This window comes from Streptomyces sp. NPDC006512 (assembly GCF_040611935.1).
In the GTDB taxonomy this organism is placed as follows: domain Bacteria; phylum Actinomycetota; class Actinomycetes; order Streptomycetales; family Streptomycetaceae; genus Streptomyces.
On sequence record NZ_JBEXPG010000002.1, the window covers coordinates 25462 to 45941 of the forward strand.

General features: G+C 71.9%; 21 protein-coding genes. 8 read left to right on the forward strand and 13 right to left on the reverse strand.

The window, feature by feature from the left end; all coding sequences use genetic code 11:
- Positions 1-3 precede the first annotated feature (3 nt).
- Positions 4-966 carry a deoxyribose-phosphate aldolase gene (deoC, locus tag ABZZ17_RS01410; RefSeq protein ID WP_356871126.1) on the reverse strand — a complete coding sequence of 321 codons (963 nt, stop codon included), beginning with the start codon at positions 964-966 and terminating at the stop codon, positions 4-6.
- Positions 967-1096: 130 nt separating this feature from the next.
- Between deoC and ABZZ17_RS01415 the strand changes: the two genes are divergently transcribed.
- The 3 genes from ABZZ17_RS01415 to ABZZ17_RS01425 all read left to right on the forward strand — a co-directional run bounded on the left by ABZZ17_RS01415 (position 1097) and on the right by ABZZ17_RS01425 (position 2614).
- Positions 1097-1723, forward strand: coding sequence for a PH domain-containing protein (locus tag ABZZ17_RS01415; protein ID WP_356870757.1), 627 nt, complete (start codon positions 1097-1099; stop codon positions 1721-1723).
- A gap of 117 nt (positions 1724-1840) precedes the next feature.
- Entirely contained in the window at positions 1841-2341 is a 501-nt protein-coding gene (locus ABZZ17_RS01420) for a VanZ family protein (protein ID WP_356871128.1), read from the forward strand.
- Positions 2342-2395: 54 nt separating this feature from the next.
- A complete protein-coding gene (locus tag ABZZ17_RS01425; RefSeq protein ID WP_356870759.1) occupies positions 2396-2614 on the forward strand; it encodes a PspC domain-containing protein in 219 nt (72 codons plus the stop codon).
- Positions 2615-2687: 73 nt separating this feature from the next.
- On the opposite strand, the gene ABZZ17_RS01430 is transcribed toward ABZZ17_RS01425, so the two are convergent.
- The 3 genes from ABZZ17_RS01430 to ABZZ17_RS01440 all read right to left on the reverse strand — a co-directional run bounded on the left by ABZZ17_RS01430 (position 2688) and on the right by ABZZ17_RS01440 (position 5131).
- Positions 2688-3452, reverse strand: a complete 765-nt coding sequence (locus tag ABZZ17_RS01430; RefSeq protein WP_356870761.1) for a hypothetical protein — start codon at positions 3450-3452, stop codon at positions 2688-2690.
- A 124-nt stretch (positions 3453-3576) separates the two neighbouring features.
- The gene (locus tag ABZZ17_RS01435; protein WP_356870763.1) at positions 3577-3843 is read right to left on the reverse strand and encodes a hypothetical protein; all 267 of its coding nucleotides are present in this window, start codon (positions 3841-3843) and stop codon (positions 3577-3579) included.
- Positions 3844-3982: 139 nt separating this feature from the next.
- Positions 3983-5131, reverse strand: coding sequence for an adenosine deaminase (locus ABZZ17_RS01440; RefSeq protein ID WP_356870765.1), 1149 nt, complete (start codon positions 5129-5131; stop codon positions 3983-3985).
- Positions 5132-5245: 114 nt separating this feature from the next.
- On the opposite strand from ABZZ17_RS01440, the gene ABZZ17_RS01445 reads away from it, so the two are divergent.
- The gene (locus tag ABZZ17_RS01445) at positions 5246-5965 is read left to right on the forward strand and encodes an alpha/beta hydrolase (RefSeq protein WP_356870767.1); all 720 of its coding nucleotides are present in this window, start codon (positions 5246-5248) and stop codon (positions 5963-5965) included.
- Between the two features lie 16 nt (positions 5966-5981).
- Here the strand turns inward: ABZZ17_RS01445 and ABZZ17_RS01450 are convergent, their stop codons facing one another.
- Complete coding sequence (locus ABZZ17_RS01450) at positions 5982-7232, reverse strand: ATP-grasp domain-containing protein (RefSeq protein ID WP_356870769.1); 1251 nt, start codon at positions 7230-7232, stop codon at positions 5982-5984.
- A 138-nt stretch (positions 7233-7370) separates the two neighbouring features.
- On the opposite strand from ABZZ17_RS01450, the gene ABZZ17_RS01455 reads away from it, so the two are divergent.
- Positions 7371-8468, forward strand: a complete 1098-nt coding sequence (locus ABZZ17_RS01455; protein ID WP_356870771.1) for a helix-turn-helix transcriptional regulator — start codon at positions 7371-7373, stop codon at positions 8466-8468.
- Positions 8469-8483: 15 nt separating this feature from the next.
- Here the strand turns inward: ABZZ17_RS01455 and ABZZ17_RS01460 are convergent, their stop codons facing one another.
- On the reverse strand, positions 8484-9422 hold the full coding sequence (locus ABZZ17_RS01460) for a LysR family transcriptional regulator (RefSeq protein ID WP_356870773.1): 939 nt from the start codon (positions 9420-9422) through the stop codon (positions 8484-8486).
- Positions 9423-9520: 98 nt separating this feature from the next.
- Here ABZZ17_RS01460 and ABZZ17_RS01465 point away from each other — a divergent pair, with 98 nt between their 5' ends.
- From ABZZ17_RS01465 to ABZZ17_RS01475, 3 genes are all read left to right on the forward strand, one after another.
- Positions 9521-10834, forward strand: coding sequence for an MFS transporter (locus ABZZ17_RS01465; RefSeq protein ID WP_356870775.1), 1314 nt, complete (start codon positions 9521-9523; stop codon positions 10832-10834).
- Positions 10835-11022: 188 nt separating this feature from the next.
- The gene (locus ABZZ17_RS01470) at positions 11023-11715 is read left to right on the forward strand and encodes a L,D-transpeptidase (protein WP_356871130.1); all 693 of its coding nucleotides are present in this window, start codon (positions 11023-11025) and stop codon (positions 11713-11715) included.
- An 86-nt stretch (positions 11716-11801) separates the two neighbouring features.
- Positions 11802-12806, forward strand: a complete 1005-nt coding sequence (locus ABZZ17_RS01475) for a sigma-70 family RNA polymerase sigma factor (RefSeq protein ID WP_356870777.1) — start codon at positions 11802-11804, stop codon at positions 12804-12806.
- On the opposite strand, the gene ABZZ17_RS01480 is transcribed toward ABZZ17_RS01475, so the two are convergent.
- The 7 genes from ABZZ17_RS01480 to ABZZ17_RS01510 all read right to left on the reverse strand — a co-directional run bounded on the left by ABZZ17_RS01480 (position 12702) and on the right by ABZZ17_RS01510 (position 20331).
- Positions 12702-13028 (reverse strand): STAS domain-containing protein, encoded by a 327-nt coding sequence (locus ABZZ17_RS01480; RefSeq protein WP_356871132.1) that lies wholly within the window; start codon positions 13026-13028, stop codon positions 12702-12704. The genes ABZZ17_RS01475 and ABZZ17_RS01480 overlap by 105 nt on opposite strands.
- Positions 13029-13194: 166 nt before the next feature.
- The gene (locus tag ABZZ17_RS01485) at positions 13195-14472 is read right to left on the reverse strand and encodes a thymidine phosphorylase (RefSeq protein ID WP_356870779.1); all 1278 of its coding nucleotides are present in this window, start codon (positions 14470-14472) and stop codon (positions 13195-13197) included.
- 104 nt (positions 14473-14576) lie between these two features.
- The gene (locus ABZZ17_RS01490) at positions 14577-14975 is read right to left on the reverse strand and encodes a cytidine deaminase (protein WP_356870781.1); all 399 of its coding nucleotides are present in this window, start codon (positions 14973-14975) and stop codon (positions 14577-14579) included.
- On the reverse strand, positions 14972-16237 hold the full coding sequence (locus ABZZ17_RS01495; protein ID WP_356870783.1) for an ABC transporter permease: 1266 nt from the start codon (positions 16235-16237) through the stop codon (positions 14972-14974). The genes ABZZ17_RS01490 and ABZZ17_RS01495 overlap by 4 nt, the downstream gene beginning before the upstream one ends.
- Positions 16234-17349, reverse strand: coding sequence for an ABC transporter permease (locus ABZZ17_RS01500; protein WP_356870785.1), 1116 nt, complete (start codon positions 17347-17349; stop codon positions 16234-16236). Before ABZZ17_RS01500 ends, ABZZ17_RS01495 begins: the two co-directional genes overlap by 4 nt.
- Positions 17346-19013, reverse strand: coding sequence for an ABC transporter ATP-binding protein (locus tag ABZZ17_RS01505; RefSeq protein WP_356871134.1), 1668 nt, complete (start codon positions 19011-19013; stop codon positions 17346-17348). Before ABZZ17_RS01505 ends, ABZZ17_RS01500 begins: the two co-directional genes overlap by 4 nt.
- 253 nt (positions 19014-19266) lie before the next feature.
- Complete coding sequence (locus tag ABZZ17_RS01510; RefSeq protein ID WP_356870787.1) at positions 19267-20331, reverse strand: BMP family ABC transporter substrate-binding protein; 1065 nt, start codon at positions 20329-20331, stop codon at positions 19267-19269.
- Positions 20332-20480: the final 149 nt, after the last annotated feature.

Genomic DNA, 20480 nt, shown 5'->3' on the forward strand with positions numbered 1-20480 from the left:
ATCTCAGTCCACCGTCACGTAGTCGGGTCCGGAGTAACGTCCGGTACTCAGCTTCTGGCGCTGCATGAGCAGGTCGTTCAGCAGGCTGGAGGCGCCGAAACGGAACCAGTGGTTGGAGAGCCAGTCCGCGCCGACGGTCTCGTTGACCAGGACGAGGAACTTGAGGGCGTCCTTGGTGGTGCGGATGCCGCCGGCGGGCTTCACGCCGATCTGGATTCCGGTCTGCGCCTTGAAGTCGCGGACGGCTTCGAGCATGAGCAGCGTGTTGGCGGGGGTGGCGTTGACGCCGACCTTGCCGGTGGAGGTCTTGATGAAGTCGGCGCCCGCGAGCATGCCGATCCAGGAGGCGCGGCGGATGTTGTCGTAGGTCGACAGCTCGCCGGTCTCGAAGATCACCTTGAGCCGGGCCGCCGTGCCGTCCTCGCGGACGCAGGCTTCCTTGACGGCCTTGATCAGCTCGTACGTGTCGAGGTAGCGGCCGGCGAGGAAGGCGCCACGGTCGATGACCATGTCGATCTCGTCGGCGCCGGCGGCGACGGCGTCACGGGTGTCGGCGATCTTCACGGGCAGGGCGGCACGGCCCGCCGGGAAGGCGGTGGCGACGGAGGCGACCTTGACGTCGGCGCCGTTCAGGGCCGCCTTGGCGGTGGCCACCATGTCGGGGTAGACGCAGACCGCGGCGGTCATGGGCGTCGTACGGTCGGTCGGGTCGGGGTGGACGGCCTTCGTGGCGAGCGCCCGGACCTTGCCCGGGGTGTCCGCACCCTCGAGCGTCGTCAGGTCGATCATCGAGATGGCCAGGTCGATGGCGTACGCCTTGGCCGTCGTCTTGATCGAGCGGGTGCCGAGGGAGGCCGCGCGGGCCTCCAGGCCGACTGCGTCTACGCCGGGCAGCCCGTGCAGGAAGCGGCGCAGCGCGCTGTCGGACGTCGTCACGTCAGCGAATGCGGTGAGGGTGGTGGGCATGGTCACCAGATGAGCATATCTACGCGCGTAGCTGCCTGTCACCCCCCACGGCGCACATATGGGCGTGACATCCGCCATCGGTGCGGGAGCGCTTGCCCCGCTCGCGCGTGCGTACGGCACAATCGGCGGCATGACTACGCCCTCCCCCCACGAGCCGGTCTACGACGACCGCGTCTACCGCTCCCCCATGGCCGTCGTCACCGGGGTGCTGATGCTCGGCATGATCGGGTGGCTGTGCGGGGACGCCGTCGTGCGGGGCGAGGGGGTGGGCCGCTGGATCGGGCTGGCCATCGCGCTCTTCGCCGTGCCGCTGACCGTGGCCTTCACCATCCGGCCGGCCGTCTTCGCCAATGACGACCGGATGCGGGTGCGCAATCCGTTCCGCGTCATCGAGCTGCCCTGGGCCGCCGTGGACGCGGTGCGCGCCGGGTACTCGGCGGAGGTGCTGGCGGAGGGGTCGAAGTACCAGCTCTGGTCGGTTCCGGTGTCGCTGCGCGAGCGCAAGAAGGCCAGCCGGCAGTTCAGCCGGCGCGGGGCGCTGAGCGGCAAGGGCCTGGAGAAGGACGGCGCCGCCGCGCCCGCGGCGCCCGAGCGGGCCGCCGCCGACAAGGTCGTGGACGAACTGCGCGAGCTCGCCGAGCGGGGTGCGGCCCGGCCCGGCGCGCAGGGCTCCGTCAGCGTCACGTGGTCCTTCGAGATCATCGCGCCGGCCGTGGCCGGCGTGGTGCTGCTCATCGTGCTGCTCGTCACGGGCTGACCACACCCGCGGAGCGGAACCGCCGCCGCCGGGGGGTGCGTCCTCGCAGGTGTGCACCGTCATGAGGGCAGCGGCAGCGCCGCCACCGCCACACAGCTCCCGCTCCGGCCCCGGCTCCTGAGCGGGGTCCTGCTGGCCGCGCATCTGGTCGTCGTGGGCTGGCTGACCCTGCGGCCCCTGGACGTGCCCTGGGCCGCGGCCGCCAATCTGACGCCGCTGGAGGGGATCCGGGCGGACCTGACGTACGGGCCGCTGGAGGCCGCCCGGCGGATCGGGGAGGGGCTGGCGCTGCTGGCCCCGCTCGGGGTGCTGCTGCCGCTGGCCGGGGGGCGGCTCGCGCCGACGCCGCTGTCGGCGTGGTCCTCCCTGGCCCGTACCGCGGCCGCCGGGATGCTGGTCTCCCTCTGCATCGAGATGCTCCAGACGGCCGTCCCCGGACAGGTCGTCGACGTGGATTCCGTACTGCTGAACACGGCCGGGATGGTGCTCGCGCACGTGGCCGTCGTCCCGGCCCTGAGGGCCAGGCTCCGGCGTTCTCAGGGGCCCACCCCGAGAATTACCAGGGTCGGGCTCGGCCGCTGGACCGAGGTCCTGTCGGCGGTACCGCGCGAGTATTGAGGCATCGCGCAGGGGGAATTCCCGAGGCGCGGTCCCCCTACGAAGGAGAAAGCCATGAGCGCGATTACCCGCCCCCGTGACGGACGGATGATCGGCGGCGTCTGCGCCGGCCTCGCGCGACGTTTCGGAATCAAGACGAAGACGATGCGCGTCATCTTCGTGGTCTCGTGCCTGCTGCCCGGCCCGCAGTTCCTGATCTACCTGGCGCTGTGGCTGCTGCTGCCGAACGAGAAGTACGGGACGGGCACCGGTTCCGCCTCCGCGGCCTGGTGAATTCCGCCGGAGTTCCGCGCCGCGCGGCCTGGTGAATTCCGCCGCGCGGGCCGGTTCCGCGCCGCCGGGCCGGTCAGCCGGCCTTGGAGACCTTGTCCAGCTGCTTGTCGGCGACTTCCTGCGGGACGGTCGCCGTCTGACCGGCGCCGGCCACGTTCAGCGCCATCAGCCGTACGACGGTGTCGCCCTCCCGGGCGACGACCAGGTGCACCTGCGCCGACACCCCGCCGGCGGCGGCGATCGTGGTCCAGCTGACGCTCTCGTCACCGGCGGTCTTGTACGGGACCGCCTTCACGTCCCGGTAGCTTCCGGTCTGCTTCTCCACGGTGGCGGAGAAGCCCGTGCCGCAGGCGGCGACGGCGTCGCGGAGCCGGGAGACGAGGCGCTTGGCGTCGCCCTCCGCGTACGAGCTGACGGAGGCGGAGACGGCGAGGCCGACCTGCTTCTGGGAGCCGATGCCCCGGTTCACGGTCTCGCGCGCGGCGGGGTCGGGTTTGTCGCCCATGACGTCGGCGAGGGGCTGGCAGGCCTTCTTGTCGGCCTGCGGCTGGCCGTCGGGGGCGTTCGGGTTCTTGCCCTGCGCGGAGATCTGGTAGCCGGCGAGGTCGCCCTGTTCGAGGGCGGCCCGCTCCAGCCCGGTGGCCGCGGCCCTGGGCGTGGCGGAGCCGGACCCGGGCGCGCCGGGCGCGCCCTGGGAGGCGGCGGCGGAGCCCTTGGGGTCCGGGGCCCTGCCCGACGCGGGGGAGCCCGCGCTGCTGCATCCGACGGCTGCCAGGAGCAGCGCGGGAAGCAGCGCGACCGTCGTCACGGGCGCGGTGGATCGTGCCTTGAAGCGCATGACGGAACCTCATACCCCGTACGTCGACCGGAAGTTACGGGCGATCGTGGCACACGGCGCGGCGCGGCGCACACCTCCTCGAAGAGGCGTGCGCCGACCGCACGCGCGTACGCGTCGCGGGGTGTCAGCCGCCGAGGCCGGGCAGGCCGCCGCCGCCCGCGGTGAGGCCGCCGAGGAGACCCGTGACCGGGGCGGCGGGGTCGGACGACTGGCCCTCCTGGCCCTGCTCGGTCTGGTTCGTGAGCGAGCTGGTGGCGCTGGTGACGGAACCGAGGGCGTCCGTCAGGCTGGCGGCCGGGAGCGCGGCGGCGGATGCGGTGCCGGCGGCACCCGCGGCGAGGGCGGCACCAATGACAGCGACACCGAGGGACTTGGCAGCAGACTGCTTCATGAAAGATCGTCCTTGCGACGGGGAATTGAGCGGCTCCGCAAGCTAGTCACTTGAAACCCCCGCCCGCAAACATCCTCTAATACGAGAAAGCGCCCGGGAATTGCTCCTCCCGGGCGCTTTCAGTCCGTCATGCCGTGGCCTAGGCCGAGACGGAACCGCTGGTCGAGGCGGTCTGACGGAAGAGCCACTCGGACTTCAGCTCCGCGTACCCCGGCTTGATCACGTCATTGATCATGGCCAGTCGTTCATCGAAAGGAATGAACGCGGACTTCATCGCATTGACGGTGAACCACTGCATGTCGTCGAGCGAATAGCCGAAGGTGTCGACCAGGTGCTCGAACTCGCGGCTCATGCTGGTGCCGCTCATCAGCCGGTTGTCGGTGTTCACGGTGAGCCTGAAGTGCAGCTTCCGCAGCAGGCCGATCGGGTGCTCGGCGTACGAGGCGGCCGCGGCCGTCTGCAGGTTCGAGGTCGGGCACATCTCCAGGGGGATGCGCTTGTCCCGGACGTACGAGGCCAGGCGGCCCAGCGTGACCGAGCCGTCCTCGGCGACCTGGATGTCGTCGATGATCTTCACGCCGTGGCCGAGCCGGTCGGCGCCGCACCACTGGAGGGCCTGCCAGATCGACGGCAGGCCGAAAGCCTCGCCCGCGTGGATCGTGAAGTGGTTGTTCTCGCGCTTGAGGTACTCGAAGGCGTCGAGGTGGCGGGTGGGAGGGAACCCGGCCTCGGCGCCGGCGATGTCGAAGCCGACCACGCCGTTGTCGCGGTAGCGGTTGGCCAGTTCCGCGATCTCCAGCGCGCGGGCCGCGTGGCGCATCGCGGTCAGCAGGGCGCCGACGCGGATCCGGTGACCGTTGGCCTTGGCGCGACGCTCACCCTCGCGGAAGCCGTCGTTGACCGCCTCGACGACCTCTTCGAGGGTCAGGCCGGCTTCCAGGTGCTGCTCGGGGGCGTAGCGGATCTCGGCGTAGACGACGCCGTCCTCGGCCAGGTCCTCGGCGCACTCGGCGGCGACCCGGAAGAGCGCCTCCTTGGTCTGCATGACGGCGCAGGTGTGCGCGAACGTCTCCAGGTAGCGCGGCAGGGAGCCGGAGTCGGCGGCTTCGCGGAACCAGACGCCGAGCTTGTCTGCGTCGGTCTCGGGGAGGTTCTCGTAGCCGGCCTCACGGGCCAGCTCGATGATGGTCCCGGGGCGCAGTCCACCGTCGAGGTGGTCGTGCAGGAGCACCTTCGGGGAGCGGCGGATCTGGTCCGGCGTGGGCAGGGTGGGGGTCTCGCTCGTCATCTGGGCACTCTAGCTCCTACGCGCGTAGAGCGTAGCCTCGGCAACGGTCGTCGATATGTAACAGTGACCGTGCGGACGGGTGGCGTACACCTCCCGGTCTGAGACTGTTCCGCCATGGCACAGCATGCGCCGCAGGCGCGCGGGGCCCGCTTGGGGCGGGCCGCCGGAGCGAACGGTTCGGTTTCGACGGTCAGTGGTGTGGTGCTCCTGCTCCCCGGGGCGTCCAGACTCCTCCCCGGCCCCCTGCGTCCGCTCGCGCGGGCGCTGGCCCGCGCGGGCGGGACGGACGGGCTGGTCGCGCACACGGTCCTGCACGGGTCCGGGCCGCAGGAGGAGGCCGCCGGCTGGGCGGCGGACGAGGCCTTACGGAGGTACGGGGACGTGCCCGTGTGCCTGGCCGGGTACGGGGCGGGCGGCCGCGCGGCCCTGCGCGCGGGCGGTCACGGGGCGGTCAACACCGTCGTGGCGCTCGCCCCTTGTCTGGGCGGGGCGGCCGGGGACGGCTCCCCTGAACCGGTGAAACACCTCGCGGGGCGGCAGGTGCTGATCGTGCACGGCACCAACGACGCGCGCAGCGATCCGGAGTCCTCGTTCCTGCTGGCGGCCCGGGCGAAGAAGGCGAATCGTTCCACGTGCCGCTTCGAGGTGCATTCGGACGGGCACGGACTGCGCGACCACCAGGCGGAAGTGGTCGCCCTCGGCGTGGACTTCGTCCTGGGCTCGATGGTCTCGGGGCGGTACTCGCGCCCGGTCACGGACGCGCTGGCGGCTCCGCCGCCGCTGGGCCTGCGGATGCCGCTGGCCTCGGGCTTCGGACGCTCCCTGCGGGGCTGAAGGCCGCCCGGAGGGGTCAGGCGAGGCCGCGGTCGGGGCGGCGGGGCAGCGGGGCGCGCGCCCGGGGGCCGGAAGTGAGCAGATCGGCGGCCCGGTCCAGCGCGCTCCTCAGTAACGCGGCGGTCGGGGCGGTGGCCAGGAGGTGGGCGTGGTGGAGCGCACCCGTCGGGGCGGCCCTGACGACGACGCCCTGCGGGACCTCCAGCCGCGCCCGGACCACGCCGGGGACGGCGCGGGCCGCCGCGAGGCGGGGGCCGGCCTCGGCCAGGCTCCGGCCGGGCGGGAAGTCCACGTACCGCAGCCCGGCGTGGGCCGCGCGCGTACGGCGCACCGGGTCCGGGAGGCCGAGCCCGGCGGCCAGGGCGAGGGCGAGCACGTCGGTGCCGTGGGCGAGGCGCAGCAGCTGGGTCAGTTCCTCGGGGCCGGGCCGGGCGTGGGCCTCGACGAGGCGGGGGCCGCGCGGGGTGAGGACGACCTCGGTGTGGGAGGGGCCGTCGCGGTGGCCGGCGAGGTCCAGGACGCCGCGTACGAGGGCCCGTACGGCCTCGGCGGCGGCCGGGTCCAGGGCGACGGGCAGCTCGTGGCCGGCGGCGGTGAGGCCGGGGCCGGGCAGGCGGCGGGTCCAGCCGAGGATCCGGTGGCGGCCCTGCCGGGAGAGGGCCGCCACCGCGAGTTCGGGGCCCTCCAGGTACTCCTCCACCAGCAGGTCGGTGACCTCGGGGTAGTACGGGGCGGCGGCCTCCGCCCCGGCCGCGTCACCGACGAACCGCACGCCCTCTCCGTCGGCGCCCGCGCGGGGTTTGACGACGCAGGGGTAGCCGATGAGGCCGGTGAGGAAGGGGATCAGGGAGGACCGGCCGCAGCGGGCGAAGGACACGGGACCGGCGGGGTGCAGGGAGTTGGAGCGGGCGCGCAGGGCGGCCTTGTCCATGAGGGCGGTGACGGCGGCGGCCGGGGTGCCGGGGAGGCCGAGGGCCTCGTTGGCCCGGGCGGCGGCCAGCGCCGAGGCGGGTCCGAAGCCGAAGACGGCGGCCCGGCCGTGACGGACCTCCGCCAGCCGGCCGACGGCCTCGACGAGGCGGGGGTGGTCGCGCCAGTCCGTCCGTACCCGCCGCTCCGCCCCCTCACGGTCGGATGGCACCGACGGATCCGGCGCGACCACCACGGTGCGCGCGCCCGCACGGCGGGCGGCGGCAACCTCGGCGGGGCGCGGGCTCAGCAGGACTGCCACGGGCTGGTGCCGCCGGCCGGTCGGTCCTTGCCGCATACCGCGCTCCCCCCGTCACGCCGTGGCTCCACTGTGCCGGTTCGGCATATGCCGGAGGGGCCCGGTCAGGCGTCGAGTTGCCGCCTTGCGGGAACACGAGGGGTTTATAAACGGTCACATGCAGGGACGAATACGCATATGCCAGCCGATGCCGACGGAGCCGATGGGGTGCACGGGGTGGACGGGGCCGAGGGCCTCCACGGAGGCCACGGGGGCGAGCTGAGTCCCGCCGCGCGGCGCCTGTACGCGTACGCGGTGGAGCGGCACGCCTTCGCCGCGGCGGAGGCCACGGCGGCCCTGGGCGCCCGGGCGGGCGCCGCAATCACCGAACTGGCCGCCGCGCACCTGCTCCAGCGGGCCCCGGGCGACGGGCCGGAGCGGTGGAGCGCGGTGGCGCCCCGGGCGGCGGCGGCCCGGGTACTGGCCCCGCTGGCGCTCCTCGTACGGGAGACCCACGACGAGATGGACCGGCTGCGCGGGCGGCTGGAGGCGCTGGTCCCGGCGTACGAGGCGGGGGCCGCGCACCGGGAGCTGAGCGGCTCGGGACACCTGGAGCTGGTGACCGACCTGGGCGCGGTACGGGGACTGATCACCGAACTGGCGGCGGGGTGCGAGCGGGAGCTGCTGACCTCGCAGCCGGGCGGGGGCCGGCCACTGGAGACACTGGAGGACGCGGTCGGGCGGGACGAGTCGCTGCTGGCGCGCGGGGTGCGGATGCGGACCATCTACCAGCACACCGCCCGCTACTCGCGGCCGACGGCGGCGTACGTCGAGCGGGTGACGGCGCTGGGGGCGCAGGTGAGGACGCTCGGCGACGGGCTGATGCGGATGCTGATCTTCGACCAGCACACGGGGCTGATGGCGGTGCCGGACCGCAACGGGGCGGCGCTGGTGGTCCGGGAGCCGAACGTCGTGCACTTCATGACGGCGGCCTTCGAGCGGTCCTGGCTGGGGGCGGAGCCGTTCCCGGTGACGGTGAGCCCGGACGCGGCCCGGTCGATCTCGGAGGAGCTGCGGCAGACCATCGTGCGGCTGCTGTCGGAGGGGCTGGAGGACAAGGTGATCGCGCGCCGGCTGGGCATGTCGGAGCGGACCTGCCAGCGGCACATCGCGGAGATCATGCGGGCGGTCGGCGCCAAGTCGCGCTTCCAGGCGGGGTACTTGCTGTCGGCGGGGCCGGCCTCCGGGCCGCAGCCGGGGCCGGGGGCGGCTGGGGCGCCGGCGCCGGGGGCCTAGCCGGTCGGCGCCCGCTCAGGCCGGCGGTTCCAGTTCCGGGATGAGGCGGCCGCGGCGGGACAGCAGGAAGCGCTTGAACTCGGCGACGGGCGGGGTGTCCGGGTGGCCGTCGAGCCAGGCGACGCCGATCTCGCGGACCGCGCGCGGGGCGGTGACCGTCAGCTCGACCACCCCCGGGCGGGGCACCGCCGGGGGCGGCAGCAGGGCCACGCCCAGTCCGGCGGCGACGAGGCCGCGCAGGGTCTCCGCCTCCTCGCCCTCGAAGGCGACCTTGGGCGTGAACCCGGCCTCCGCGCACAGGTCGTCGGTGATGCGGCGCAGGCCGTAGCCCGCTTCGAGGGTGACGAAGGTTTCCTCGGCGGCCTCGGCGAGCCGGATGCGCTTGCGCCCCGCGAGGCGGTGGTCGTCCGGGACCACCAGGCGCAGCCGCTGCTCGTCGAGCCGGCGGGCGACCAGGTCGGGGGCGTCCGGCAGTGGCGAGGTGAGGCACAGGTCGAGTTCGCCGGCCCTGAGCTTCTCCAGCATGGCCTCGCCGTAGTTCTGTACGAGGGAGAACCGCACGCGGGGGTGGTCGGCGCGGAAGGCGCGGATCAGGCCGGGTACGGTCTCGGGGCCCAGGGTGTGCAGGAACCCGAACGCGACCTTCCCGAAGGCCGGGTCGGCGTCCTGCTGCACGGACTCGGCGGCGCGGGCGATGCCTTCGAGGGCCTGTTCGGCGGAGGCCAGGAAGGTGCGGCCGGCCGTGGTGAGGGAGACGGTACGGCCCTTGCGGGCGAACAGCGTGACGCCCAGGTCCTGTTCGAGGCGGACCATGGCCCGCGACAGGGTGGACTGCGGTACGCCCAGCTCGTGCGCGGCGCGGGTGACGTGCTCGTGCCGGGCCACCACGACGAAATGGGCGAGCCGGGGGGCCAGCTGGCGTGTCACGGCCATGTCTTCTTCGTAACGGTTCATTGACATCCGCCGCCCTGAGCTGTGGTGATGCGTGAGTGGATCGATTATGGCGAATCTGTGCATTGGACGCATGAAAAAGGCGGGCCTACGGTCGTCGTATGCCTCCCGCTCATACCGGGGCACCCGTCACCTCGGGTGCCTCCATCCTGTCGTCCCCTTCCGCTCCCCCCGCCGCGGCCCCCTCGCCGGTGAACGTTCCCGCCGAGCCCGGCCGCCCCGGCTACCGCCGGATGAGCCTGGCCCTGTTCGCCGCGGGCCTCGCGACCTTCGCGCTCCTCTACTCCACCCAGGCCCTGCTGCCCGCGGTCTCCGCCGGGTTCGGCGTGACGGCGGGTCAGGCCAGCTGGACGGTGTCCGCGGCGACCGGGGCGCTGGCCCTGTTCGTCCTGCCGCTCAGCGCGCTGTCCGAGCGGTTCGGGCGGACCCGGATGATGACCTGGTCGATGGTGGTGGCGGTCGGCGTCGGCCTGCTGGTGCCATTCGCGCCGAACCTGGAGTGGCTGGTGGCGCTCCGCGCGGTGCAGGGCGCGGCGATCGCCGGGATCCCCGCCTCCGCGATGGCGTACCTGGCGGAGGAGGTCCGGCCGAAGGCGCTGGTCGGGGCGATCGGCCTGTTCGTGGCGGGCAACTCGATCGGCGGGATGAGCGGCCGCATCGTCACGGGCTGGGCGGCGCAGCTGTGGGGCTGGCGGGCCGGGCTGCTGAGCGTGGGCCTGATGGCGCTGGTCTGCGCGGTGGCCTTCCTGGTGCTGCTGCCCCGGGCGCGGTTCTTCCGGCCGGCTTCGCTGAAGCCGCGCGCGGTGGGACGTACCGTCGCCGGTCACCTGCGCGATCCGCTGCTGCTGCGGCTGTACGGGATCGGCGCGCTGTTCATGACGGTGTTCGGAGCCGTGTACACGGTGATCGGCTACCGCCTGGTGGACGAGCCGTTCTCGCTGGGGCAGGGCGTCGTCGGGTCGGTGTTCCTGGTGTACCTGGTCGGTACGGTCTCCTCGGCGGCCGCCGGGAAGCTGGTGGCCCGTGCCGGACGGCGCGGGGCGCTGTACCTGGCCGTGACGACGACCGCGCTGGGCCTGCTGCTGTCGCTGTCGGACGCGCTGGCCGCGATCCTGCTGGGGCTGGTGCTGATCACCGCGGGGTTCTTCGCGGGGCACGCGGTGGCCTCCGCGGCGGTGAGCCGGACCGCGAAGACGGGCCGGGCGCAGGCTTCGGCGCTCTACCAGTCCGCGTACTACCTGGGCTCCAGCGCGGGCGGCACCCTGGGCGCGCTGGCCTACCACGCCTCGGGGTGGGCGGCCACGGTCGGCATCGCGCTGCTGGCGGTGGTGGGCGTCGCCTCGATCACCCTCTACGGGTCCCACGCGGCCCGCGCCGAGCGGCGGCTCGCGCTGCCGGCCGCGACCGCGCGCTGACGGGCCGTCGGCGGTCCGCCCGGGGCGGGCCGTCGGCCGAAATCCGTCCGGAAAAGTACTGTTCAGCCCGCTGACGAACCCGCTCGCCGTCACTACGCTTCCGCCGAGCGCAATCGCGCCGGTCATCCGGGCCGTGGTCCCGGAGGACGCACAGCGAACCGGGGAGGGACCGAATGGGTTCGATACGCATGCGCGCGGGGCGGCGGGCGGCGGTGGTGTTCGGCGGGGCGCTGGCCCTGGCCGTGCCGATGGTGGTCGCCGGGGGCGGGGCGGCGCAGGCCGCGTCCTGCAACGTGACGACCGGGCCGTACCAGCGGCAGGTGGAGCAGTTCCTCGGCAGGCCGGTGGACGGGGTGCAGTCCGCGGCCGACTGCAAGGCCATCCAGTCCTTCCAGGCCACGCACGGGATCACCCCGACCGCCGGCTACGCGGGCCCGCTGACCTGGCAGACGATGAGCACGATGCTGGCGCAGCGGGCGGCCGGGAAGAACCCGAACGCCGACAAGAAGTGTCCGACCAACCTCGGGCGGATCGCCTGCGTCGACCTGACGCGGCAGCTGACCTGGATCCAGGACGGCGCGACGCTGAAGTACGGGCCGGTGCCGGTGCGCACGGGCAAGGCGGGGACGCCGACCCGGACCGGCCTGAAGAAGATCTACTACCGCAGCATCAACCACTGGTCGACGATCTACAACGTCGCGATGCCGTACTCGCAGTTCTTCGACGGCGGCATCGCCTTCCACTCCACGCCCAAGAGCATGTGGAACCCGCCGGGGTCGGGCGGCTGCGTCAACATGACCACCACGGACGCCAAGGCGTACTGGAGCATGCTGGGCAACGGCGAGGACGTGTTCGTGTACGGGCGCAAGCCCGGAACGTGACGGCTCGACGCTCTGCGGCTGCCGTTGTCGGTGCCCTCGGGTAGTTTCCGAAGCAACGGAAACCTTCTGGGGGACGGACGGCAGCCATGAGTGACCTCGCGACGACACCACCGGAAGCGGACCTCGACACCGCGATGGACCGCTACCGCGTGGAGCTGACCGGATACTGCTACCGGATGCTCGGCTCGGCCTTCGACGCCGAGGACGCGGTGCAGGACACGTACGTCCGCGCGTGGCGCGGCTTCGACAAGTTCGAGGGCCGTTCCTCGCTGCGCTCGTGGCTGTACCGGATCGCCACCAACGTCTGCCTGGACCTGCTGAGCGCCGGCAACAAGCGGGCCCGCCCGATGGACCTCACCGCCCCGCAGCACCAGGCCTCGGCCGTGCTCAGCGAGCGGCCCGAGGTGACCTGGCTGGAGCCGGTGCCCGACGGGCGGGTGCTGCCGCAGACCGCCGACCCGGCGGAGATGGCCCTGGCGAAGGAGTCCGTACGGCTGGCGTTCGTCGCGGCGCTCCAGCACCTGCCGGCGAAGCAGCGGGCCGTACTGATCCTGCGGGAGGTGCTGGCCTGGAAGGCGGACGAGGTCGCGGTGCTGCTGGAGACCACGGTGGCCTCGGTGAACAGCGCGCTCCAGCGGGCGCGGGCCACGCTCGCCGCCCAGCGGATCCGGGAGAGCGAGGCGGCGGACCCGCTGGACACGGACCAGGCGAAGCTGCTGGAGCAGTACCTGTCCGCCTTCGAGGCCTACGACATCTCGCGGCTCACCGCCCTGCTGCACGAGGACGCGGTGCTGTCGATGCCGCCGTTCGACCTGTGGCTCCAGGGGCACGCGGACATCGCCGCGTGGCACCTCAACCAGGGCATCGGCTGCAAGGGCTCGCGCCTGGTCCCGACCACGGCGAACGGCATGCCGGCCTTCGGCCAGTACCGGCCGGACCCCTCGGGGAAGGGGCACACGCCGTGGGCGCTCCAGGTGCTGGAGGTGTCAGAGGGGCGGATCACCGGCCTGAACGCCTTCCTCGACACCGCCCGCTGGTTCCCGCTGTTCGGGCTCCCCGAGCAGCTCGACGAGTCCGACGAGGTGCAGTAGCCCGCGCAGGGGCGGGCCGGCTCCGGTGACACGGAACGGGCGGTCCCGTGCGGTGAGCCGCAGCCGGGCCAGCGCCTCGACGGCGCCCAGGCCCGGGGCGGTGACGGCCCCGGCGTCGCACACCACCGCTGCGGCGCCGGCCTCGTACAGCAGCTCCAGGCGGGCGCACAGCCCCGGCACGTCCTGCGGGACCGGTGCGGGGCCGGGCAGGACGAGTCGCATGATCTCCACGCAGGGGTGACTGCCGGGGACGGCCGAACTCATCGGCGGCGGCCGCCCGGCTCACGGCGCGGGGAAGGCGGAGGTGTCCGGCGTGACCGGTCCCGGGACGGCGAACGGGACCGGCGGGGGTCCGCCGGTCCCGTTCATCCGAAAGGGGAGCCGCAGGTCAGGCGATGCGGTCCAGGACGATCGGCGTGGCGGAGAAGGCCGTGCCGGCCGGGGCCACGTCGTAGGAGCCGTCCAGCGAGGCGAGGGCGTACTCGAACTTCTCCGGGGTGTCCGTGTGCAGGGTCATCAGCGGCTGGCCCACGGTGACCGTGTCGCCGGGCTTGGCGTGGAGCTCGATGCCCGCGCCCGCCTGCACCGGGTCCTCCTTGCGGGCGCGGCCCGCGCCCAGGCGCCAGGCGCCGACGCCGACCGCGTACGCGTCGAGGCGGGTCAGGACGCCCGAGGCGGAGGCGGTGACCACGTGCTGTTCCCGGGCGACGGGCAGGGCCGCGTCCGGGTCGCCGCCCTGGGCGGAGATCATCCGGCGCCACACGTCCATCGCGGAGCCGTCGGCCAGGGCCTTCTCCGGGTCGGCGTCCTTGATCCCGGCGGCGTCCAGCATCTCGCGGGCCAGGGCCAGGGTCAGCTCGACGACGTCGGAGGGGCCGCCGCCGGCGAGGACCTCGACGGACTCGCGGATCTCCAGGGCGTTGCCGGCGGTGAGGCCGAGCGGGGTGGACATGTCGGTGAGCAGGGCGATCGTCTTGACGCCGCTGTCCGTGCCGAGGGCCACCATCGTGGAGGCGAGCTCGCGGGCGTCCTCGATGTTCTTCATGAAGGCGCCGCTGCCGACCTTGACGTCGAGGACGAGCGAGCCCGTGCCCTCGGCGATCTTCTTCGACATGATCGAGGAGGCGATCAGCGGGATGGCCTCGACGGTGCCCGTGACGTCGCGCAGGGCGTAGAGCTTCTTGTCGGCGGGGGCCAGGCCGTCGCCGGCCGCGCAGATGACGGCGCCGGTGGTGTCGAGGACGTGCAGCATCTCCTCGTTGGACAGCAGCGCGCGCCAGCCGGGGATGGACTCCAGCTTGTCCAGGGTGCCGCCGGTGTGGCCGAGGCCGCGGCCCGAGAGCTGCGGGACGGCCGCGCCGCAGGCGGCGACGAGCGGGGCGAGCGGAAGGGTGATCTTGTCGCCGACGCCGCCGGTGGAGTGCTTGTCGGCGGTCGGGCGGGAGAGGGAGTCGAAGTTCATCCGCTCGCCGGAGGCGATCATCGCGGCGGTCCAGCGGGCGATCTCGGCCCGGTTCATGCCGTTGAGCAGGATGGCCATCGCCAGCGCCGACATCTGCTCGTCGGCGACGACACCGCGCGTGTACGCGTCGATGACCCAGTCGATCTGCTCGGGGCTCAGCTCACCGCGGTCCCGCTTGGTCCGGATGACGGAGATGACGTCCATGAGGTGACTTCCTTCTACGCGCATAGAGATGAGGGGTGTAACGGGGGAGGAAGAGAAACCGACGGCCCTCCGCCCCGGGCAGGGGCGGAGGGCCGTCGGCACGGCTATCTCAGGTGGTCGGGCCCGAAGGCCTGCGGCAGCATCGCGCTCAGCGGCAGGATCCCGTCCGGCGTCTCCACCAGCAGGTCCGGGCCGCCGAACTCGTAGAGCAGCTGGCGGCAGCGCCCGCACGGGACGAGGATCTCGCCCTTGCCGTCCACGCACGTGAAGTGCGTGAGGCGGCCGCCGCCCGTGGCCTGCAACGAGGAGACCAGGCCGCACTCGGCGCACAGGCCGAGGCCGTAGCTGGCGTTCTCGACGTTGCAGCCGGTGACGACCCGGCCGTCGTCGACGCGCGCGGCCACGCCGACCGGGAAGCCCGAGTAGGGGGCGTACGCCCGGGTCATCGCGTCCCGGGCGGCCGTCCGCAGGGCTTCCCAGTCCACTGCCGCGGGCGGGGTCACTTGCCCTGGCCCTTGCGGTACGGCATGCCGTCCGCCTTGGGCATGCGCAGGCGCTGCGCCGACAGGACGAGCACGAAGAGCGTCGTCAGGTACGGGGCGGCGTCCACGAACTGGCTGGGCACCTCGTCCGTGAAGGCGTACCAGAGGTACAGCAGCACGGCGAAGGCCGCCGAGATGCCGGCCTGGACGTACTTCTTCTTGTACAGCTGCCAGGCGAGCACCAGGGTGAGCAGGATCGCGACCAGCAGCAGCATGGCGTGGACGTTCTCCGCGCCGCCGCGCAGCTTGAGGCTGTCGGTGAAGCCGAAGAGGCCGGCGCCCAGCGCCATGCCGCCCGGCATCCAGTTACCGAAGATCATCGCGGCGAGACCGATGTAGCCGCGGCCGCCGGTCTGGCCCTCCTGGTAGATGGGGCTGGCGACGATCGACAGGAACACGCCGCCGAGGCCGGCGAGGGCGCCCGAGACGATCACGGCGATGTACTTGTACTTGTAGACGTTGACGCCCAGCGACTCGGCGGCGACGGGGTTCTCGCCGCAGGAGCGCAGTCGCAGACCGAAGGTGGTCCGCCACAGCACCCACCAGGTGCCGGGGATCAGCAGCAGCGCGAGGACGGTCAGCAGCGACAGCTCGGTGACCAGGCCGCCGATGACGCCGGCGAGGTCGGAGATGAAGAACCAGTGCTTGCCCTGGAGGTCCGCCATCCAGTCGGACAGCCCCGGCACGGTGATCTTGTAGATCTCCTCGACGCGGGGGGACTGCTTGGAGGAGCCGCCGGGCGCCTCGGCGAACGTGAAGTTCGACAGGTACTGGGTGAAGCCCAGCGCGAGGATGTTGATGGCCACACCGGAGACGATGTGGTTGACGTTGAAGGTGACCGTGATGATCGCGTGCAGCAGGCCGCCGAGGGCGCCGCCGGCGATGCCGACGAGGACGCCGGTCCACGGGCCCCACTGGTAGCCGGCCCAGGCACCGAACCAGGTGCCGAGGATCATCATGCCTTCGAGACCGATGTTGACGACGCCCGCGCGCTCGGCCCACAGGCCGCCGAGGCCGGCGAGGCCGATCGGGACCGCGAGGGAGAGGGCGCCGGAGACCTGGCCCACGGAGGTCAGGTCGTCGGCCCCGCTGATCACGCGGACCAGCGAGACCAGCGCGAGGCCGCCCGCGATGATCAGCATGATCCAGGGCAGGGTGAGCTTCTTGCGGCCGCCCGGCTTCTTGGGGGCGGCGGCCGTCGCGGAAACGGTGCTGGTGCTCACGCCGCGACCTCCTTGTCGGTCTTGATGGCGTGGCCCGCGGCCAGTTCCGCGCCGACCTTCTGCTGCTGTCGGCGGATTCCGTAGCGGCGGACGAGTTCGTACGAGACGACGACGGCGATCACGATCAGGCCCTTCATGATCGTGCCGATCTCCTTCGCGTAGCCCTCGGTGTCGAGCGAGGCCGAGGCCTTGTCGATGAAGGCCATCAGGAACGCGGCGAAGAGGATGCCGACCGGGCTGTTGCGGCCGAGCAGCGCGATGGTGATGCCGGTGAAGCCGACGCCGACGGGGAAGGACAGGTTGTACGTGTGGGTCTCGCCCAGCAGCTGCGGCATGCCGGACAGACCGGCGACCGCGCCCGAGATGAGCATCGCGGTGACGATCATCTTCTTGGCGTCCACGCCGGAGGCCTGGGCGGCGGACTCGCTGGCGCCGGTGGCGCGCAGGTCGAAGCCGAAGCGCGTGCGGTTGAGCACGAACCAGTAGACGATGCCGAGCGCGAAGGCCACGAAGGTGAAGCCGTAGATCTCCAGGCCGTCACCGATGGACAGGGACGGGAACCAGCCCGACTCGGCGATGTCGCCGGTCGTCAGGTCGTTGGAGCCCTCCGGCTGCACGCCGAGGTTCTCCGGCAGGATCAGCCAGGCGATCAGGCTGGTCGCGATCGCGTTCAGCATGATCGTGGAGACGACCTCGCTGACGCCCCGCTTGGCCTTCAGCACGCCCGCGATGCCGGCCCAGAACGCACCGGTGAGCATGGCGACGAGCACGATCAGCAGGATGTGCAGCGGACCGGGCAGGGTGACGGCGGTGCCGACCACGGCGGAGACCATCGCGGCGAGACGGTACTGGCCGTCGACGCCGATGTTGAAGAGGTTCATCCGGAAGCCGATGGCCACGGCCAGGGCCGCCAGGTAGTACGTACCGGCCTGGTTCAGGATCAGGACCTGGACGTCTTCGTAGCCGGCGTTCTCCACCATGAGGCGCAGCGGCTCGATCGGGTCGATGCCCGTCGCGGCCAGCACGATCACGGTCAGCAGGAAGGCGCTCACCAGGGCGAGCACGGGTCCGGCGAAGCCGAGGAGCAGCCGGTCCTTGTCGAATTTCTTCATCGGGCCTCGTCCTCCGGTGCTTCGGTACCCGCGTCGGTACCGGCGGCGGAGTGGTTGTCGGTGGCTTCCAGGTGCCCGGAGGCGGCGCCCGTCATGGCGGTGCCGAGCTGCTCGGCGTTGACGGTCGCGGGGTCGGCGTCCGCGACCAGGCGGCCGCGGTAGATCACGCGCAGGGTGTCGGACAGGCCGATCAGCTCGTCCAGGTCCGCGGAGATCAGCAGGACGGCCAGACCTTCGCGGCGGGCCTCGCGGATCGCGTCCCAGATCTGCGCCTGCGCACCGACGTCCACACCACGGGTGGGGTGGGCGGCGATGAGGAACTTCGGGTTGTGGCTCATCTCGCGGCCGACGATCAGCTTCTGCTGGTTGCCGCCGGAGAGGGAGGCCGCGGTGACGTCGATGCCGGGCGTGCGGACGTCGTACTCGCGCACGATCCGCTCGGTGTCCTTGCGGGCGGCCTTCGGGTCGAGGATGCCGCGCTTGGAGTTCGGCGTCTCGGTGACGTGGCCCAGGATGCGGTTCTCCCACAGCGGGGACTCCAGCAGCAGGCCGTGCCGGTGGCGGTCCTCGGGGATGTACCCGATGCCGCCCTCGCGGCGCTTGCGCACCGTTTCCTTGGTGATGTCCCTGCCGTCCAGCGTGATGACGCCCGCGTCGGCGGCGCTCATGCCCATGAGGGCTTCGATGAGCTCGGTCTGGCCGTTGCCCTCGACGCCGGCGATCCCGAGGATCTCGCCCTTGTGGATGGTGAAGCTGACGTCGTCCAGCAGGAGGCGTCCGACCGCGACGTGCTCGCGCAGGGAGGAGTCGTCCTGGTCCGCGCCCGCCATGGTCTCCGGCTCGACGGACACGACGTCGCCCGCGGCGACGGTCAGGTTCGACACCGTCAGCATCGGGACGGTCGTCACGGTCGACTCGCGGGTCTCCGGCGAGGGCAGTTCCGCGCCGACCATCAGCTCGGCGAGCTGCTTGGTGGTGGCGGTCTTCGGGTCGGCGGTGCCGACCGTGGTGCCGCGCCGGATGACGGTGATGTCGTCGGCGACCTTCTTGACCTCGCCCAGCTTGTGCGAGATGAAGATGACCGTCAGGCCCTCGGACTTGAGCTCGCGCAGGTTGTCGAAGAGGGCGTCCACCTCCTGCGGCACGAGCACTGCGGTCGGCTCGTCGAGGATGAGGATCTTCGCGCCGCGGTAGAGGACCTTGAGGATCTCCACGCGCTGCCGGTCGGCGACGCCGAGGTCCTCGACCAGGGCGTCGGGGCGCACGCCGAGGCCGTAGGCCTTCGAGATCTCCAGGATCTTCTTGCGGGCCTTGGAGCCGATGCCGTAGAGCTTCTCGCCGCCGAGAACCACGTTCTCCAGGACGGTGAGGTTGTCGGCGAGCATGAAGTGCTGGTGCACCATGCCGATCCCGCGGGCGATGGCGTCGCCGGGGCTGGAGAAGGTGACCTGCTCCCCGTCGATCGCGATGGTGCCCTCGTCCGGCTTCTGCATGCCGTAGAGGATCTTCATCAGGGTCGACTTGCCGGCGCCGTTCTCGCCGATCAAGGCATGGACCGTGCCCTTGCGGACGGTGATCGCGATGTCCTTGTTGGCGACGACGCCGGGGAAGCGCTTGGTGATGCCGTGCAGTTCTACGGCGGGGGGCGGGCTGGACGCGTTGATGACGCACTCTCCTTGGCGCGGAAGGAGCTGGAGGCAGGGGGAACAGGGCGGTCGATCGGCCGGGCGGGTGGGCGGGAGCAGGACGGTATCGCGTCCCCGATGCCTCTACGCGCGTAGCACTGTCGAAAGTGAAAACTTGCGACCAACTGGCCACGAGTCAACACGGAACGTGTCCGACGAGGTGCGGGGTCCGGGAGCGGCGAAGACCGCTTCCCGAACCCCGGAAACCACGCTGGACTTGTCAGACGGAACCCTACGGGGCGGTCTTGACGGTGATCTTCTTGGCGATGATGTCGGCCTTCGCCTTGTCCACCGCGGTGATGACGTCGGTCATCTTCTTGTACTCCGGGTTGGAGTCGGCCAGGCCGACGCCGTCCTTGTCCAGGCCGTAGCGGATCTCACCGGTGGTCGGCTTGCCGTCCTTGACCGACTTGATCAGGTCGTAGACGGAGTCGGAGACGTCCTTCGTGACCGAGGTCAGGATGGAGTTCTTGTACTTCGACAGACCGGCCTGGTTGTACTGGTCGGAGTCGACGCCGATGGCCCACTTGCCCTTGGCCGAAGCGGCCTCGATGGCACCGGAGCCGGCCAGGCCCGCGGCCGCGTAGATCACGTCGGCGCCGCCGTCGATCTGACCCTGCGCGGCGGCCTTGCCGAGGTCGGGCTTGGCGAAACCGTCGAAGTTCGGCGGCTGGGTCAGGTAGGTGGAGAGCACCTTGGCGTTCGGGTTGGTGTCCTTGACGCCCTGCTCGAAGCCCGCCTGGAACTTCTTGATCAGCGGAACCTCGACACCGCCGATGAAGCCGACCGTGCCGGTCTTCGAGACCTTGGCGGCGGCGACGCCGGCCAGGTACGAGCCCTGCTCCTCGTTGAAGACGAGGTTGGCGACGTTCTTGTCCTGCACCGAGGTGTCGTCGATGATGCCGAACGTGGTGTTCGGGAACTTCGGGGCGACCTTCTTGATGGCCGGGCCGTAGGCGAAACCGACGCCGATGACCGGGTTGTTGCCCTTGCGGGCCAGCTCGGTGAGGCGCTGGACCTTGTCGGCCTCGCCCTCGCCGTCCGTGGGCTCCGCCTCGGCGCCCTTGATCTTGAGTTCCTTCTCGGCCTTCTCGAGGCCCGCGTAGGCGGCGTCGTTGAACGACTGGTCGCCGCGGCCACCGATGTCGTACGCGATGGCGGCGCTGGCCTCGGAGGAGCCGGAGCTCGACGAGGAAGCGGTGCTGTCCGAGGACTTCTTACCGCCACAGGCGGTGGCCGAGAGGGCCAGCGCCGCGGACGCGATGCCCACGGTGGCGATCCTGGTGATCCGGCGCAAGGGGAGGCTCCTTCAAAACCTGACCGAAGCGCCACGACCGGCGCTGGTTTCGCGGCGATCGTAACGCGCGTAGATGTCAGTTAAAGGCCCGTTCATGAGTCGTTATCGGATCGTCGCGAACCGGACAGTGACGGATCGGTAACTGGTGG